Consider the following 15941-nt stretch of genomic DNA (forward strand, 5'->3'; position numbering starts at 1 on the left):
CACAGTCCGTCGACAGCAAATGAGAACGCACGCAGGACGATTCTCATTCGGGTCCGGTCGAGAATCTAGAGGGCGATGTTGACGGACTTGCTCTGGGTGTATTCGGCGATGGCACCTTCACCGAGTTCGCGTCCCCACCCGGACTGCTTGTAGCCGCCGAACGGAAGCGCCGTGTCGAAGGCATTGTGGCAGTTCACCCACACCGTGCCCGCCTTGATCTCGGCGGCCACCTCGTGGGCGCGGGACACGTCCCGGGTCCACACGCTGGCGGCGAGGCCGTAGGGGGTGTCGTTGGCGGCCGCGCGGACGCCGTCTTCCCGGTTGAACGGCACCGCCACCGCGACCGGGCCGAAGATCTCCTCCTGGTACACGCTGAAGTCACGGTTCACATCGACCAGCAGGGTGGGCTCCACGTAGAAGCCGGTGTCGCCGTGCCGCTGCCCGCCGGAGAGCGCGCGGGCACCGTCGGCGAGTCCGGCGTCGATGTATCCGGTGACCTTGCCCAACTGCTCCTCGGAGATGAGCGGGCCGATGTCGTTGGTGGGGTCGAGTCCGGGTCCGATCTTCTGGGACTTCGCGAAATCGGCTACACCGGAAGTGAATTCGTCGAAGATCCGGTCCTCGACGAGAAGACGTGTTCCGGCCGTGCAGGCCTGGCCGTGGTTGAACAGGAACCCGCTGGCCACGCCCGGGATCGCAGCCTCGAGGTCGGCGTCGGAGAAGATCACCTGCGGGCTCTTGCCACCGAGTTCGAGGGACACCTTCTTCAGGTTCCCCGACGCGGCATTGACGATCTTCTTTCCGACCTCGGTCGAACCGGTGAACGCGACCTTGTCGACGTCGTCGTGACTCGACAGCGCCGCGCCGATGTCGCCGAAACCGGTGAGCACGTTGAACACGCCGTCGGGGACGCCGGCCTCGGCGATCACCTCGGCGAGGAGCAGCGCGGTGAGCGGTGTCTGCTCGGCAGGCTTGAGGATCATGGTGTTCGAGCAGGTCAGCGCGGGTGCCACCTTGAACGCGGCCATCACCAGCGGGAAGTTCCACGGGATGATCTGTGCGCACACACCGACCGGCTCACGGGTGGTGAAGGCGTGGAATCGGGCTCCGGGCGCCCACGGCACCGACACGGGGATGGTGCGGCCTTCGATCTTGGTGGCCCAGCCGGCGTAGTAGAAGAAGATCTCCGCCGCCCACGTCACGTCGACGGCCTTCGCCACCGCCACGGACTTGCCGTTGTCGATCGACTCGAGCTGCGCGAACTGATCGGCCCGGGCCAGAATCCCCTCGCCGATCTTCCAGAGGATCCGCTGGCGTGCCGCGGGGGTGAGCGAGCGCCACGGCCCGGACTCGAAAGCCCGCCGGGCCGCCGCTACCGCCCGGTCCACGTCTTCGATTCCGGCGTGCGGCACTGTCGTGATCACCTGTCCGGTGGCGGGATCGACCGTCTCGAACGTCCTGCCCGACGCGGAGTCCACCCATCGGCCGTCGACGAACATGCGCTTCGGCGACGAAACGAAGTCGACGACCCGGGGGTCGAGTCCGGCGGGGGTGTGAACGACTGCAGTCATCATGTCCTCTTCGATGGAGTGAATGAATCTGTGAATGAATCCGGCTTCTGCAGAACACTTTTGGCGGTGGGTTTCGCCTCGTCGTGCTGCGGCCTGAACCCACGATAAACCCCGAATGTGTCGCCGGTCACTACTAAATCCGGATGGGAATCAGCGACTGCGGCATTCTCATTCGACTTTTCCGGCCACGACGGCGCCGATTCTCATTCCGGCTTTTCGGGTCGGTGCAGCTGATCCGCCGTGTGCGCCGGCGCCGGCTCCGGAATCGGGAACGAATTCTCCGGCCATTCTCATTCGAGGTGATCGAAAATTAATTCCGATCGGCGCATCGCGCTCGTCTCCTGCGCTAGCGTGCAACTCATGCAGCCCCGGGTTGATCACTCGCGCGGGGCCGGCCGGAAAGTGTGGAGAGCAGGTGCGTGGTGTCCGGTACACCGAGAATCAGAAGTAGATCACCGGTCGCCGGTCTCGAGCGGGCGCGTCTGAGTTTCGTCCAGGTGCTCGGGCAGTCCGTTTCCGCGGTCGCACCGTCGGCCGTGATGGTCACGCTGCCTGCTCTCGTCATACCCGACGCGGGCCGGGCGACCATCGCGGTGTTCGTCGCGGCGGCGATTCTGATGACGGCGGTCGGCTACTGCATCGGACAGTTCGCCACCCGGATGGTGGCCGTCAGCGGTCTCTACAGCTATATCGTGAAGGGACTCGGGGCGGTGCCCGGCTTCGGCGGGGGCTGGTCGCTGCTCGTCGGCTACGCGGCCGCCGCCATGGCGAGCACACTCGGTGCCGCGAGTTACCTCGCCGCGCTGCTCGGCCGAGTCGGACTTCCGGCGGGGTCGCCCCTCATCGCGGTCCTCGCGGCGATCGTCGGACTGCTCGCCCTTCTCCTCATGGTCCGGGGCGTGCAATTGTCGGCGCGGATCATGCTCGCCATCGAGGTCTTCGCGATCGTGGCCGCCTCCGCTGCGCTGGTGGTCGCGTTCGTGCAATCGATCCGCGAGGGCGCGACCCCGTCCGCGGGCGGCGCGAAGTCAGGGTCCGCGGTCGGGTTCGCCGTACTGCTCGCGATCACGTCGTTCGTCGGATTCGAGAGCGCGGGCACGGTGGCGCGGGAGGCCCGCAACCCGTTCGTCGCCGTCCCGCGCGCCATCCGGTGGACCCCCATTGCGCTGGGCGTTCTGTACGTGTTCGCCGCCGCCCTGCAGTTGCCGGAGCCGGTGCGGCAGGGAGTCGACTCGCTGCCGATCGTCCTCACGTTGCCCGACACGTCCGGCGCAGGTTCGTCGGCGCTGTCGATCGTCATGGAACTCGGCATCACCGCCTCCTGGTTCGCGTGCGTCCTCGGTTCGACGACGGCGCTGTCGCGCACCCTGTTCGCGATGGGCCGCGAAGGGGTGGTTCCGAGCGTGTTCGGCCGGACGCACCACCGGTTCCACACTCCGCACGTGGCGTTGACGGCCGCGATGCCGGTTGTCGTCGCGGTGCCCGTCCTCTATCTGTTCGTCAGCGGTTCGAGCCGCGACGTCCTGATCGGACTCCTCGCCGTGTCCGCCCACGGCTACGTCCTGGCGTATGTCCTGCTGTGCGTCGCGACGCCGGCGTTCCTCCGGCGGATCGGCGAACTGACTCGACTTCCCGTGATCGTCGGCGTGCTGACGGCGACCGCGATGGTCGCACTGGTGGGGTGGGCGGCGTTCTCGCGGGCATATGTCGCGGGCGCGGCGACCGCCGTCTACGTGCTTCTGATGCTTGTCGGCGCCGCGGTCTTCGCGATCCGCGCGAGGCGATCCCCCGGAATCGGAGAACGGATGGGTGTGTACGACGAGGCCGTGGCCGAAGACCTGCTCGGCCGGTACCGACCGTGGGAGGTCCGCCGGTGAGCGCCGACGACAGAGCCCTGTCGGGGCGTCAGCCGAAGGCCGTCACCAGCGCCCTGCGGGTGCTCGAGGAGGTGGCCCGGGCCGGCTCGGGTGTCACAGCGAAAGACATCGCGGCCCGCCTGTCGATGCCGTCGGCGACGACGTACCGCCTGCTCAACATCCTCGTCGGCGAAGGCTATGTGGTGCGGCTCCCCGACTTGTGCGGGTTCGCGCTGGGCCAGAAGATCGGGATCCTCGTCGACGCGGCCGTCGTGCCCACCGTGTGTGCGGCGGCGCGTGAGGTTCTCGGCGAACTGCGACTGTCGGTGCGCTTCGGGGTCCACCTGTTCTTCTACACCAACGTCGCCGTCCGCACGGCCGACGCGGACCCCGAATACCCGCCGCCGGAGGACGAGTCGTTTCTCAACCAGCACCTCTACGCGTGTGCGGTCGGCAAGCTCCTTCTCGCGGAGAAGTCGGAACTCGAATCCGTGATTCCCCGCTGGGAGCCGCGGGCGCTGACGGCCCGCACGATCGTCGTAAGGAGCGAGTTGCTCGCGAATCTGGACCTGATCCGGAGCCAGGGCTTCGCCACCCAACTCGCTGAGCTCCGGGACGCGTCGGCCTGCGTGGCCGTCCCCGTCCGGTCCGGAACGGGGGCCCTCGTCGGCAGTCTGGCACTGTCGGGACACGTCGATCACGAACACCTCATGCTGCGCCACGTCCCGTCGCTGCGGGAACATGCGGAGCGGCTGGCACCGCTGATGGCCTAGCGCTCAGATCCCACCCGGCGAGGTAGCTGCCGACGTCAGGCGCCGACGGTCACTCCGCGCGGTGCGGGAGTGAGACTGGCGCCGCCCAGACCGAGGTGGTCGCGCAGGGTGCTACCGGTGTAGTCGGTGCGGAAGAGTCCACGCCGCTGCAACTCGGGGACGACGAGGTCGACGAAGTCGTCGAACGTTCCCGGCGCCTGGGCTGCGGACAGGATGTACCCGTCCGCCTCCCCGCCGAGGAATCCTTCCTCGATCTGATCGGCGATCTGCGACGCCGTCCCCACGAACTGCGGCAGCAGCACACCCTGGGCGTAGAGCTTGCCGATGTCGCGCAACGTGAGGTTGTCCTTGACGCTGAGCCGGCGCGCGACGTCGAACAGCCCCTGCGTACCCGGCACGACGACATCCTCGATCGGGGCGTCGAGGTCGTACTGCGAGAAGTCGTGATCGGTGTGCACCGACAGCGTGATCAGGCCGGAGATGGGGTCGGCGAGTTCGTTGTGGAACGCCTGCTTCTCCCGCGCGATCGACTCGGTCTCCCCGACGAACGGCACGAAGGACGGGAAGATCTTGATGTCGTCCGGGTTGCGCCCGAAGTTCGATGCACGCGACTTCACGTCGTCGTAGTAGGCCTTACGGCCCTCACTGGTCGGGTCGATCTCGAAGATCGCCTCGGCCCAGCGGGCAGCGAAGTCCTTACCGACCGAGGAGGACCCGGCCTGGATGATCACGGGACGGCTCTGCGGTGAGTGCGGCACCGTCAACGGTCCGCGCGTCTTGAACCACTCGCCCTCGTGGTCGACGGTGCGCACCTTGTCGGGATCAGCGAACACGCCCGACGCCTTGTCCTGCACCAGAGCATCACGGTCCCAGCTCCCCCAGAGCTTGAACGCGACCTCGAGGAATTCCTGGGCGCGGTCGTACCGCTCGTCGTGGCCGAGGTGATTCTCGATGCCGAAATTCTGGGCCTCGGCCTGATTGAGCGAGGTGACGACGTTCCAGCCCGCCCGGCCCCGCGACAAGTGGTCGAGCGTGGCGAAGATCCGCGCCACCTCGTACGGGTGGAAGTAGGTGGTGGACTTGGTGATCGCCAGACCGATCTTCTCGGTCACGTTGGCCAGGCCCGCCGCTACCAGCGAGGGGTCGATGGTCGCCGACGCCTGCGTCCCACTGCTCAGCGGGACACGGATGTCATTGCCGTACCGAACTGGTGTGGCGAGGAGATCGGCGAAGAACAGGAAGTCGAACTTGCCGCGTTCGAGGGTCTGCGCCACGCGCCGGTAGTAATCGGGTCCGAGGTAGTCGGTCTCCGACGCCGGGTGCCGCCACGCGGCGTGGGAGTGCGTGACGTGCGAGGCGATGAGGAAGCCGGCGAGGTGTAGTTCACGAGACATGGTGTGAGTCCTTGATCGGTCAGAAGTCTTAGTTCAGCCTTCAACAACGCGGCAGTGGATGTCACCGATTGGACTCAGCGTGACGCGAAGTCCGCGACTGTCGCAGACTCGAATGGAGCCGAGTCCGTCGAAGCCAGGCGATATCCGGTGCGCGGAAATAAGATGAGTGATGACGAAAAACGCGCCGGCCCCACACCATCCGGTCGTCCTCGAAGCCCTCCCGTGAAGTCGACTCTGTCGTCGATCCTCGCCGGGTGCGTGGTGGCGCTCGCGCTCCCGTGGGCGCATCTCGCCGTGGCCGACGCCGCGCCGGACTCCGCCATCCGCTACGTCGCGTTGGGTGATTCGCGAGCCACCGGGTCTCTGCACGATCCGTTGTCGATCCGAGACGGGTGCTTCCGCACCGCCGACGCGTACCCGCAGATCGTCGCCGACACCCTGCGCGCGGAATCGTACGTCAGCAGGGCGTGTGCGGGAGCGAAGACCGAAAACGTCACGGAAAAACCACAATTCACCATCACCGGACCGCAACCACCGCAGATCGGGGCACTCCAGCCGGACACGACGTTCGTCACCGTCAGCATCGGGGGAAACGACATCGCGTGGTCGTCGTTGGTGGAGCCCTGCTACACGCTCGCCCCGGGGCTCGACGCGAACTGTCGCTCCGACGCCACCACGGCCCGGCGCATGAACGACGCTCTCACCGTGCTCGGCCCGAAGGTGTCCGCCACCATGGCTGCGATCACCGAGAAGGCCCCCGCTGCAACCGTGCTCCTGGTGGGGCACGGCGGCATCTTCGGCGACCGCGGTTGCTGGCCCTACATCCCCACGAGCGATGCCGACGCCGCCTTCGTCGTGCGGTTCTTCGTGAGAATGAACAACGTTCTCGCCGACGCGGCACGGCGCAACGGCGCGTACTTCGTCGACGTGGCCGCCGCCGCGGTAGGGCACGACGCGTGCGCCGGATCCGATCTACGGTGGTTCGAAGGCCTCGTCCCCCAATCGTTCACGATGCCCCTGCACCCCACGCACGAAGGGCTGAGGGCGATGGCGTCGCTCGTCGTCGCGACCCGTCCATGACCGGCTTCGTCGGTGCCGAGTTGTGCCATTCCCACCCCGGAGCGGTTAGCCTGCCCTTACAACGTCGTGTCGAGGTGAGGAGTCATGGATGCGGGTCGCAGGGATCATGGCCGCGGTTCTCTTGGTCGGCACGGTGGTCGCTGGGTGCGCGTCACCGGAGACGGACTCACCGTCTGCGTCCGCGAACAGTGATGCCCACCCCGTGACCACGACGGGAGCGCTGGGGTCGGCGACGATCGACGAGCGCCCGGAACGCGTCGTTGCCTTGAGCTGGACCGACGCCGACATTCTGCTGTCGCTCGGCGTGACTCCGGTCGCAATCGGGAAAGCGCCGAACGAGTCGGGCGTGCAGCCGTGGACGGCGGAAAGTCTCGGGGACTCCCATCCCGCCATCCTCCAGGGCGTCAATACCAATGTCTCGGTAGAGGAAGTCGCCGCGCAGGCTCCGGATCTGATCGTCGCCACCAAGTCTTTCGGGCTCGACAATCAGTACAGCCAACTCTCGGAACTGGCACCCGTCGTGCACTATGCCGACACCCCGTCGGCCGAGACCTGGCAGGACGCGACGCAGACGATCGCCGCGGCGCTCGGTATCTCCTCGCAGGGAGACGACGTGGTGGCGCAGACCGAATCGGCGATCGATGATGCCGCCGCTGCCCATCCCGCCCTCGACGGCAAGACCTACGCCTTCTTCGTCGGACCGCAGCCCGACTCGACCTACGTCGTCAATTCGACCGACGACGCCGGAGCGAAGTTCCTCGACCAACTGGGGTTGACGCTGACCCCGTTCGCCACGGCACAACCTGTCAGCAATATCCCCGGGCGTGCCCAGATCAGCAATGAACTACTCGCCGACACCGATGCCGATCTCATCCTGGCAACGAGTTCCAACGGCGCGTTGGAGAGTTTGGAACAGCAGCCGGCATTCCAGTCGCTCGGCGCTGTCGAGCGCGGCGCATACGTGCCGCTGGCACCGACGCAGGCACAGTCCATCGCCTTCCCCTCACCGCCCAGCCTCGATTGGGCCCTGGACCAGGTGGTTCCGCTCCTCGACTCCGCCGTGCAACGTTAAGGACCTCGGAAGTTTCTCCCGACACACTCGTCAATCCGTCCGCAAGCACGTCGATGCACCGCCGCACTACTGGACATCCGACCCAGTGGCGCAGTCGTGTGGTCGTCCGGTATACCCTTAAACAGGCCGTCCGGTTTGTTAACGGGATAGCTCGTAACCGATACCGACGCTCACACGAAGAACATCGATATCTGTTTCCCGACACGTGGTTCTGTTCCACGTTCCGGGAACGGAAGGACCGCAGTGCTGTTGGCAGAAACGTCACGAACACCGGCCCCCGCGGCCGCGCCCCACCCCGAGGACTGGCGCGAGCTGGCCTCATGCCGCGGAGTCGCATCGTCGGTGTTCTTCTCCCCCGACGGCGAACGCGGTCATGCGCGAGCCCGTCGCGAAGCGAACGCCCAGCAGATCTGCCAGGACTGTCCCGTGCTCGCCCACTGCCGCGACCACGCCCTGGCCGAGGACGAACCGTACGGGATCTGGGGCGGGATGACCGAAGCCGACCGCCGACGGCACGCCCGCCGACTCCGTTCCGGCAGCCGCCGTTGACAGGTTCCTCCTACCCGCGGATCACCGTGCCTCCAGCTTGTCGATGTCGGCGAGGACTTTCTTGTGCCAGGCGATCTCCGTCTGGATGCGCATCTTGGCGTGGGCGACGATGAGATCGTCGGCCGTACTCTGGTCGGGCCATCGGCGATCGAGCTGGTGATCGAACTGCAGCTCGCGTGCCGCGAGGACCGCGATGCGGTCCTCGACGTAGCCGCGGAGCACCTCCCGGTCGAGATCTGCGCTCACAGCCAGGGCGAGGTCGACGGGGTCCGGTTTGAGTTCGAACTCGGTGAACGCCTCGTCGCGGAGCGCTCGGAGTTCCCTGGTTCCTTCGGCCGTGATCTCGTACACGGTTCTGGCGGGCAATGCTCCGTCCCGCTCTGTCCGCAACGGGCGGATCAGACCCTCGTCTTCGAGCCGATGCAACGCACCGTAGAGCGACCCGGGTTTCACCTGTGACCACAATTCGGCTCGATCCAGACGCGCGTCGCGACGCAGTTGGTGACCGTGCATGGGTCCCCGCTTGGAGAGAGCGCCGAGGACGAACAGCCGCGTGGGATTCATGCCATCAGTTCTACCGGAGTACTCATATTTGAGTACTCTCCGTCGTATGGCTATTCGACCGATCCTCATTGCCGGAGACACCAGACTGACCACACCAGCGGTGACGGTCACCGCGTTCGACAGCGAACTCGCCGCCTTCGTCGATGACCTCTACGAGACCAACACCGCAGCTCACGGAGCCGGCCTGGCCGCCAACCAAGTCGGAGACCCGAGGGCGATCTTCGTGTACGACCTGATCGACGACACTCGGCGACATCGAGGGCACGTCATCAATCCGATGCTCGAGACTTCGCCGCTGCCCGAGACCATGCCCGACCCGGACGAACTCGAAGGATGCCTCTCCGTTCCGGGCGAGCGCTACCCTACGGGCCGAGCCGACTGGGCGAGAGTGGTCGGCGTGGACATCGACAACAACCCGATCTCCGTCGAGGGCACCGGCTATCTGGCCCGCTGCCTGCAGCACGAAACCGATCATCTCGCCGGGCATCTCTACCTCGACCGGCTCGTCGGACGCAATCACCGCGCCGCGCGCAAGATGATCAAACGGCGTCAGTGGACCGACCCCGGCAATACGTGGGTACCCGGGGCGGACCGTGGCCCCTTCGCTTGGTGAGTGGTATGACGTCGGTTCTCTGCTCCGTGTAATAGATCTCGGTGCCATCGGCGGTGGTGACGTACGGCATGACTGATGCACCTCGTGTGGGTGTGCGGTGATGGGTCGAAGCATTCGGGTCGGACGGCGGCGTCGACCGGACCGGTCCGCGCCACGGACGGGAGGTGCGCATCGATCGAACGACGATGCAGCCAAGTCGAATACATTGCCGAGCACCGCATCGCTCATCGCAGTGAAGCGTTTGCGGTCGACGTGATACATCTGGGTTCACGGATTACGCTCGGGGCAAGGGTGATTCGCTTGATCGCCGGGACGCTACGGCCCTTTCGGCTGTGCCCGCTCTCGGGCACAGCCGATCAGAGGTCGCGCACCCGAAACCGACGTCCGCGGCTAGAACCCACCGTGTCCACCGAAGCCACCGAAGTGGCCGAAGTGCCCGAAACCTCCGAAACCGCCGAACCCCCCGTGGAAGGGCCCGACATCCTGTCGTCCGGGTCCGAACGGCCCCGTCGCTCCCGGCCAGCCCCAGGGGAAACCGGAATCCGGGAGGTCCGTCACGGGACCCGCATCCGGCACGACACGAGCAGCGGGTGTAGCCACATCGGGTACTGTTGCGGCGGAAGCAGTTCCGGCACCGAGAGCGAGCAGGGGTGCGATTGCTGCCGCGGCGACCGCCGTGCGGATTGCGAACTTGTTCATTGTCCTCACCTTCATTTTCTTTCTGTGCTGCGCCGACTTGTGCGGTGCTTGCGATGGGTTGATGATCGAACGACCATTGATATAAATCGTCGCGGAAACGGAACCCCGCGTCGTCACTGCCAGCAGGAGCTTGCGGATGCAACCAGCCGCAATCTCGGTTTTCCAGGTAGCTGCAATGCCATGATTGTTCGTTGTGTGCGAGACGGCGTCATGGCGTGTCGGGCCGGGCGCCGATGAAGTATTCTCGAAGTCGGTCACTTTCACGGTGATCGGGCGCTTTTCTCATGGACGGGGAAACTCGGGGTCGACGATGGCCGAATTCCATCCTCCGGCGACGCGGTCCGATCCGCTCGGGGCGATTGCGGTAGAGCTGGCCGCGGCCGGCTTCGACGATGCCCACGAAGTCGGACGTGGCGGTTTCGGAGCGGTCTACTGCTGCTGGCAGCGCTCTCTCGAACGCACTGTTGCCATCAAGGTGCTGACTGCCGCTGCCGCGCTCGACTCGGACAATCTCGACCGGTTCCTCCGCGAGCAGCACGCCATGGGCAAACTGTCCGGGCATCCCAATATCGTCAGTATCTTCCAGAGCGGCACCACGGAATCGGGCATGCCCTACATCGTGATGCAGTACCACCCACGCAACTCCCTCGACGCACTGATCCGCGAGGCAGGCCCTCTGAGCTGGCAGGATTCACTGCATATCGGGGTCAAAATCGCCGGGGCGCTCGAGACGGCACACCGGCGAGGCACCCTCCACCGCGACATCAAGCCCGCGAACATCCTGCTCACCGAGTACGGGGAGCCTCAATTGACCGACTTCGGCATCGCACGAATCGCGGGTGGCTTCGAGACCGCCACCGGCCTCATCTCCGGTTCCCCCGCGTTCACCGCCCCCGAGGTACTCCAGGGACAGACCCCCACACCGGCGTCGGATCTCTACAGCCTCGGCGCCACGCTCCTGTGTGCGCTCAACGGTCACGCGGGCATCGAACGCCCCCGAACCGAGCAGACGGCCAACCAGGTGCCGCAGACCCCCGACGGAACGATGTCCGATGCGACGCAGACCGACATTCCCGCCGACGTGCGCTCCGCCATCAACCATGTGATGGCGGGCAACATCGAGGATCGTCCTGCGAGCGCCGCCGAGTTCGGGGAGGAATTGCGGCGGATTCAGCGCCGCCACGGCCTGACCGTCGACGACATGGCGGTGCCCACCGACCTCGGCGACCCCCACGACCGCGACCATCCGCAATCGGCTCGGGCACGGGCAAGTTCGGAGAGCAGGCCGGTGACGACACGTCTTCGGGTGATCCTGGCCGAAGACGACGTCCTGCTCCGCGAGGGGTTGGCGAGTCTGCTCACGCGCTCCGGCTTCGACGTGCTGGAACAGGCCGGCGACGCAACCACACTCCTCGAACTGGTCCGTGAGCGAGCCCCCGACCTGGTGATGGTCGATATCCGAATGCCCCCGACCCACACCACCGAAGGGCTCGACGCGGCCCGGGCGATCCGCGACGAATTCCCCGAAGTCGGCATCCTGGTCCTGTCCGCGCACGCCGACGTCGAACACGCGATGGAGCTACTCGCCAGCGGCCGCGGAATCGGCTACCTACTCAAGAGCCGCATCACCGACGTGGACGATTTCATCGACACCCTCCAGCGCATCGCCGCGGGGGCCTCCGTCGTCGATCCGGCGCTGGTTCAGGAGTTGGTCTCCGCCCGCAGGCGCAACGACCCGCTCGCCGCACTCAGCGCGCGGGAGCGGGAGGTACTGGCCCTCATGGCGGAGGGACGTTCCAACGCCGGCATCGCCCGCCGACTCTGGGTCACCGAGGGCACCGTCGAGAAACACGTGCGCAGCATCCTCACCAAACTGAACCTCCCCGAGACCGGCGACGATCACCGTCGAGTTCTCGCGGTCGTCACCTTCCTCGAGGCCCGCTGACCGGAGCCACCGGCTCCCCTTCGGTTCCGTCACCGGCGCCGAGCAGATCCCGGATCGCCTCGGACGACAGCTCGGACTTCGACACGAAACCCACCGCGGGGCTCCCGGCGATCAAGTCCGCCAGGTCCTGCTCGGCGTGGGTGGAAATCAAGATCACCGCGGCCGGGAACGCGTCCTCGTCGAGCCGCTCCGCGAGTTCGAATCCACTCTCCGCGCCGAGTTCGACGTCGACCAGGATGACATCGGGCTGCAACTCCGCGGCCGACCGGACCGCGTCGGCGGTGTTCGAAGCCGTGCCGACCACCGTGATGCCCTGCCGCTCGAGCAGTCGCCGAGCAGTATCCGAAAAACGTGGGCTGTCATCGACGATCAGGCACCGTAGACGACCGAATTGCAACACCATGATTTCCATGGTTGACCTGATACTCCCGGGTACGCATTCCCGCTAGCAGGTAAATCCCGTTCGGTCACTCGTCGGCGACCGGGATGGTGATGTCCAGCGTGGTCCCGTGACCGGGGGGACTCGTGATCAGCATGTGGCCGCCAAGGGCCTCCACTCGGTCCTGTAGCCCGATGAGGCCGGAGCCCGCACCGGACGAGGCGCCGCCGACGCCGTCGTCCCCGATCACCAGGTGCAGAGTGCCGTCCTCCGCCCGCAGGGACACATCCACCTCGGAGGCGTGGGCGTGTTTGGCGGCGTTGGTGAGCGCCTCGGCGACCACATAGTAGGCGGCTACCTCGACCGATTCGGAGAACCGGCCCTCGATCGCGACGTCGAGAGCAACGGGGACTGCGGAACGACGAGCCAGCGTCCGCACCGCCGATCCCAGCCCGCCCTTCGACAGGATCGCCGGATGGATCCCGTGCGAGAGTTCCCGCAGATCCTCCGACACGCCCGTGAGCCCCGAGGCGATCGCCGACAACTGCTCCCGCACGTCCCCCCACTCGGCCGGCACCGACGCCTCCGCCATCCGCACCTCCAGTCCCAGCGACACCAGCCGCTGCTGGGCCCCGTCGTGCAGGTCACGTTCCAGGCGACGCCGGGCCTCGTCGGTTGCCGTGATGATCCTGGCCCGCGAGGCGATCAGTTCGGCACGGGTCGCCGCATTGGCGATCGCGGTCGCGACGAGATCGGCGAAGTCACCGAGTCGGATCTCGGTGTCCGCCGGCAGCGGCTCGGTGCGCCGCGATCCGACGATCGCCGCGCCCCACACCCGTTTGTCCACGACGATCGGGACTCCCACGATCGATCCGAAGCCCTCGGCACGAATGCGGGTAGCAACTGCCCCACCGACATGTTCGTGGTTGTCGATTCTGGCGCCGTGGCCGGTGCGCAAGACGATCGCCCCGACGTCGTCGCCCTCCGTCGAGATCCTGTCTCCGGTGACGGGCATCCGAGTTTCCCCCGGCTCGTATCGGACGGCGACCAACGTCCCTGTGCCGTCTCCCTCGTAGCGAAGCAACACGGCGTCGACCACATGCAGCCAGAGCGCGAGTTCTTCGGCCACCGCCGTGAACACCTCCGAGGGGCTCACCCCACGCGCCGCCAAGGTCGCCACCCGACGCAGTGCGGCTTGGTGTTCGGCGAGGATCGCGAGCTCGTCCCGGCTCGCCTCCGCCTCCCGGCGGCGCAGAACCGCTTCCGCGGTACGCAATCTGGCCTGGCCCGCCATGAGGTTGGCCACCAGAGCGACCGGCAGGAAGACCACGATGGCCACCCAGTCGCCGGCTTTGGCCGGAAGCAGGGTCCCCGCCACCTGAAGGTGAAAGTAGACGTAGACGAACGCGCTCACCAGAGTCGTCATTACCGACAGCGCGAATCCCCACCGAGCCGAGACCACCAGAACTCCGAGCAGGAACACCGCACCGAATGCATTTTGCGGCGCTACCTTGTCCAGCTGATGCACCACAACGGTTTCCACGGTGATCACGGTGGCGGCGACCACGATCCCCAACCACAACGGCGGGGTCGTCGGACGCACCAGCAGCGATATCAGACGCGCAGGCATCTTGTGCGCGTCCGCGTCGAAAGCCGCCCAGGGGGCCGCCGCGCCGCGCCGCGACAGGGCTCCATGTGACCGCCGTGACCACTTTCGCGTCATCGTGCATGCTCGGATCAGTCGTGGAGTACTCGGACAGACCTCGATGAGCATCATATCGAGCTGCCGGTCCGCTCTCATCCGACCGAGTTCCCGTCACTCGGCTGACACCCGCCGATGTCGCTACGCTGGGCACAGGCCGATGCAGTAAACCTTGGGAGGAAGCGGTGGTAGCCGTACAGATACAGGTGGGTGATCTGGTGCAGGCGTCCGGTCACGCCGGTCCCTGGCTGGTGGTCGAGCTCAGCAAGGGCATGGCCTCGCTGCAGCATCCCGACGGCCATCGGCTCTCGGTCCGGACGACGGCCCTGTCCGTGGTGCACAAGGCGACGAGCCCGGCCGGCGAGGTCGAACCGGCCGACCGCGAACAGCCGGGAGAGGCCCCCACCCTCTTCGACTAGTCGACGATCGTGGTGACGATCGACGTGGCAGCCGGGGTCCGCGGGGTCGAACCGAACCCGAATCGGACGGGCGGTTCCACCGGCTGCAGCGCGCCGAGGTCCCGGCCGCGCCAGGATGCGGACATTCCCACCACCCGCCGCTGATCGACGGCGCCGTAGTACTCCCGGCGCCCGTTGCCTGCGGTGCCGCGGGTACGCACACCGCGGAGAACGACACGGGCGATCGGGTCGCTGACCACACAGAACCACGGTGCACTCGCGAGCGCCCGCGGGATCAGGTTCAGCAATCGTCCGAGCGTGGTGCGGGCGCCGAGCTCGAAACTCACGCGCAGGTCCCCGCCCTCGACGGTCCGGCTGCCGCCGGACCGCGAGCACCGGACGGACACGATCACGGTCTCGTCGAAGACGTACGTCGCGGTGACGAAGTCGCGGACCACCTCCGACGGGGCGAGCAGCACGCGGTGACCGTCCGCGAGTTCGACCATGACATCCGTGAACTCACCGAGCGGCGATCGCGACCAGTGTCCGACGACGATGCGCACACCCGAGCCGGTGCCCAGGCCCGTGATCTCACCGTCGAACCGCCATCTGGTCATCCGGTCAGCGTTTGCGCGGTCACTCCGTCAGGTGTCGGTACTTCGCGCCACTCCGGTCCGACAGCACGGTGCGGAGAATGAATCGTGTTTGCGCCGTGATGTATTGGTCCACCGTGTAGCGGGACGCGAAATGCCAGTGCTTGAGCGCCCACCCGTGCGCGAGCATCATCATGTCGAACGTCGTCAGATCGACGTCGAGATCGCTCGCGATGCCCGCGGTGATCGCGGCGTCGAGGGCGTCGTGGAGCGGCTTGGACGTCGCCACCTCGAGTTCCTTGATCCGCTCACGCCCGTCCTGGTCGAGCGTCCGACTTTCCCGATACGTCAGCACGACGGCATCCAGATTCTCGTCGACGATCTCGACATAGCGCCGGAACCCGGCCACCAGCCGCTCGACGGGGTCGGTTCCCGCTGCGTCCATCGCGGGCTCGAGCTGATCGCGGAAGGCGTCGAGGATGTCGACGATCGTGGCGAGGAGGATGTCCTCCTTGCCGCCGAAGTACTTGTAGATCAGCCCGACGCTCACCTGTGCCTCGTCGGCCAGCGCCTGCATGGACATCTGGTGGAAGCCGGTCCGCTGCATCACCGTGACGGCGGCGTCGAGCACCTGACGTCGCCGCGAGCTGACGCGTACGGCGCGGACGGCTTCGTCGAGTGGAACGGCGGACGTGTCCTTCGCCATGACAGATGACCTCTCCTTGCTGGCAGAACCTGCGGTGAACGAGTATT

At 66.5% G+C, this 15941-nt stretch carries 16 protein-coding genes; 8 read left to right on the forward strand and 8 right to left on the reverse strand.

Features of this window, described 5'->3' with window-relative positions; all coding sequences use genetic code 11:
• Positions 1-65: 65 nt before the first annotated feature.
• The gene (locus tag AZG88_RS06505; protein WP_061697276.1) at positions 66-1571 is read right to left on the reverse strand and encodes an aldehyde dehydrogenase family protein; all 1506 of its coding nucleotides are present in this window, start codon (positions 1569-1571) and stop codon (positions 66-68) included.
• A gap of 422 nt (positions 1572-1993) precedes the next feature.
• On the opposite strand from AZG88_RS06505, the gene AZG88_RS06510 reads away from it, so the two are divergent.
• Together AZG88_RS06510 and AZG88_RS06515 are read left to right on the forward strand one after the other, a co-directional pair.
• Complete coding sequence (locus tag AZG88_RS06510) at positions 1994-3448, forward strand: APC family permease (RefSeq protein WP_179443222.1); 1455 nt, start codon at positions 1994-1996, stop codon at positions 3446-3448.
• Positions 3445-4200 (forward strand): IclR family transcriptional regulator, encoded by a 756-nt coding sequence (locus AZG88_RS06515; RefSeq protein WP_061697277.1) that lies wholly within the window; start codon positions 3445-3447, stop codon positions 4198-4200. Before AZG88_RS06510 ends, AZG88_RS06515 begins: the two co-directional genes overlap by 4 nt.
• Before the next feature lie 35 nt (positions 4201-4235).
• Here the strand turns inward: AZG88_RS06515 and AZG88_RS06520 are convergent, their stop codons facing one another.
• Complete coding sequence (locus AZG88_RS06520) at positions 4236-5594, reverse strand: LLM class flavin-dependent oxidoreductase (protein ID WP_061697265.1); 1359 nt, start codon at positions 5592-5594, stop codon at positions 4236-4238.
• Between the two features lie 222 nt (positions 5595-5816).
• On the opposite strand from AZG88_RS06520, the gene AZG88_RS06525 reads away from it, so the two are divergent.
• The 3 genes from AZG88_RS06525 to AZG88_RS06535 all read left to right on the forward strand — a co-directional run bounded on the left by AZG88_RS06525 (position 5817) and on the right by AZG88_RS06535 (position 8295).
• Entirely contained in the window at positions 5817-6674 is an 858-nt protein-coding gene (locus tag AZG88_RS06525) for an SGNH/GDSL hydrolase family protein (RefSeq protein WP_061697266.1), read from the forward strand.
• Positions 6675-6762: 88 nt separating this feature from the next.
• On the forward strand, positions 6763-7746 hold the full coding sequence (locus tag AZG88_RS06530) for an iron-siderophore ABC transporter substrate-binding protein (protein WP_061697267.1): 984 nt from the start codon (positions 6763-6765) through the stop codon (positions 7744-7746).
• 243 nt (positions 7747-7989) lie between these two features.
• Complete coding sequence (locus AZG88_RS06535; protein WP_005250961.1) at positions 7990-8295, forward strand: WhiB family transcriptional regulator; 306 nt, start codon at positions 7990-7992, stop codon at positions 8293-8295.
• Positions 8296-8316: 21 nt separating this feature from the next.
• On the opposite strand, the gene AZG88_RS06540 is transcribed toward AZG88_RS06535, so the two are convergent.
• Positions 8317-8859 carry a PadR family transcriptional regulator gene (locus AZG88_RS06540; protein ID WP_025433288.1) on the reverse strand — a complete coding sequence of 181 codons (543 nt, stop codon included), beginning with the start codon at positions 8857-8859 and terminating at the stop codon, positions 8317-8319.
• A gap of 46 nt (positions 8860-8905) precedes the next feature.
• On the opposite strand from AZG88_RS06540, the gene AZG88_RS06545 reads away from it, so the two are divergent.
• Entirely contained in the window at positions 8906-9472 is a 567-nt protein-coding gene (locus tag AZG88_RS06545; RefSeq protein ID WP_061697268.1) for a peptide deformylase, read from the forward strand.
• Between the two features lie 390 nt (positions 9473-9862).
• Here the strand turns inward: AZG88_RS06545 and AZG88_RS06550 are convergent, their stop codons facing one another.
• Positions 9863-10171 (reverse strand): hypothetical protein, encoded by a 309-nt coding sequence (locus tag AZG88_RS06550; RefSeq protein ID WP_025433289.1) that lies wholly within the window; start codon positions 10169-10171, stop codon positions 9863-9865.
• Between the two features lie 310 nt (positions 10172-10481).
• On the opposite strand from AZG88_RS06550, the gene AZG88_RS55255 reads away from it, so the two are divergent.
• The gene (locus AZG88_RS55255; protein WP_082764966.1) at positions 10482-12116 is read left to right on the forward strand and encodes a protein kinase domain-containing protein; all 1635 of its coding nucleotides are present in this window, start codon (positions 10482-10484) and stop codon (positions 12114-12116) included.
• Here AZG88_RS55255 and AZG88_RS06560 read toward each other — a convergent pair.
• Together AZG88_RS06560 and AZG88_RS06565 are read right to left on the reverse strand one after the other, a co-directional pair.
• Positions 12094-12528: a LytR/AlgR family response regulator transcription factor gene (locus AZG88_RS06560; protein WP_025433291.1), complete on the reverse strand. Its 435-nt coding sequence runs from the start codon at positions 12526-12528 to the stop codon at positions 12094-12096. The genes AZG88_RS55255 and AZG88_RS06560 overlap by 23 nt on opposite strands.
• 55 nt (positions 12529-12583) lie before the next feature.
• Positions 12584-14125 carry a GAF domain-containing sensor histidine kinase gene (locus AZG88_RS06565; RefSeq protein ID WP_061046211.1) on the reverse strand — a complete coding sequence of 514 codons (1542 nt, stop codon included), beginning with the start codon at positions 14123-14125 and terminating at the stop codon, positions 12584-12586.
• A 257-nt stretch (positions 14126-14382) separates the two neighbouring features.
• Between AZG88_RS06565 and AZG88_RS06570 the strand changes: the two genes are divergently transcribed.
• Entirely contained in the window at positions 14383-14616 is a 234-nt protein-coding gene (locus AZG88_RS06570) for a hypothetical protein (RefSeq protein WP_005250954.1), read from the forward strand.
• Here AZG88_RS06570 and AZG88_RS06575 read toward each other — a convergent pair.
• The gene (locus AZG88_RS06575) at positions 14613-15212 is read right to left on the reverse strand and encodes a hypothetical protein (RefSeq protein ID WP_061046169.1); all 600 of its coding nucleotides are present in this window, start codon (positions 15210-15212) and stop codon (positions 14613-14615) included. The two genes, AZG88_RS06570 and AZG88_RS06575, sit on opposite strands and share 4 nt — an antisense overlap.
• 19 nt (positions 15213-15231) lie before the next feature.
• A complete protein-coding gene (locus tag AZG88_RS06580) occupies positions 15232-15894 on the reverse strand; it encodes a TetR/AcrR family transcriptional regulator (RefSeq protein ID WP_005250952.1) in 663 nt (220 codons plus the stop codon).
• Positions 15895-15941 lie beyond the last annotated feature (47 nt).

The organism is Rhodococcus sp. LB1, from assembly GCF_001583455.1.
GTDB lineage: Bacteria > Actinomycetota > Actinomycetes > Mycobacteriales > Mycobacteriaceae > Rhodococcus_F > Rhodococcus_F opacus.

Bases quoted from the DNA above. Each gene is read 5' to 3' on its own strand.
- AZG88_RS06540 (WP_025433288.1), bottom strand. From the start codon at position 8,859: ATGAATCCCACGCGGCTGTTCGTCCTCGGCGCTCTCTCCAAGCGGGGA.
- AZG88_RS06580 (WP_005250952.1), bottom strand. From the start codon at position 15,894: ATGGCGAAGGACACGTCCGCCGTTCCACTCGACGAAGCCGTCCGCGCC.
- AZG88_RS06565 (WP_061046211.1), bottom strand. From the start codon at position 14,125: ATGCCTGCGCGTCTGATATCGCTGCTGGTGCGTCCGACGACCCCGCCG.
- AZG88_RS06550 (WP_025433289.1), bottom strand. From the start codon at position 10,171: ATGAACAAGTTCGCAATCCGCACGGCGGTCGCCGCGGCAGCAATCGCA.
- AZG88_RS06530 (WP_061697267.1), top strand. From the start codon at position 6,763: ATGCGGGTCGCAGGGATCATGGCCGCGGTTCTCTTGGTCGGCACGGTG.
- AZG88_RS06560 (WP_025433291.1), bottom strand. From the start codon at position 12,528: ATGGAAATCATGGTGTTGCAATTCGGTCGTCTACGGTGCCTGATCGTC.
- AZG88_RS06575 (WP_061046169.1), bottom strand. From the start codon at position 15,212: ATGACCAGATGGCGGTTCGACGGTGAGATCACGGGCCTGGGCACCGGC.
- AZG88_RS55255 (WP_082764966.1), top strand. From the start codon at position 10,482: ATGGCCGAATTCCATCCTCCGGCGACGCGGTCCGATCCGCTCGGGGCG.
- AZG88_RS06545 (WP_061697268.1), top strand. From the start codon at position 8,906: ATGGCTATTCGACCGATCCTCATTGCCGGAGACACCAGACTGACCACA.
- AZG88_RS06520 (WP_061697265.1), bottom strand. From the start codon at position 5,594: ATGTCTCGTGAACTACACCTCGCCGGCTTCCTCATCGCCTCGCACGTC.
- AZG88_RS06505 (WP_061697276.1), bottom strand. From the start codon at position 1,571: ATGACTGCAGTCGTTCACACCCCCGCCGGACTCGACCCCCGGGTCGTC.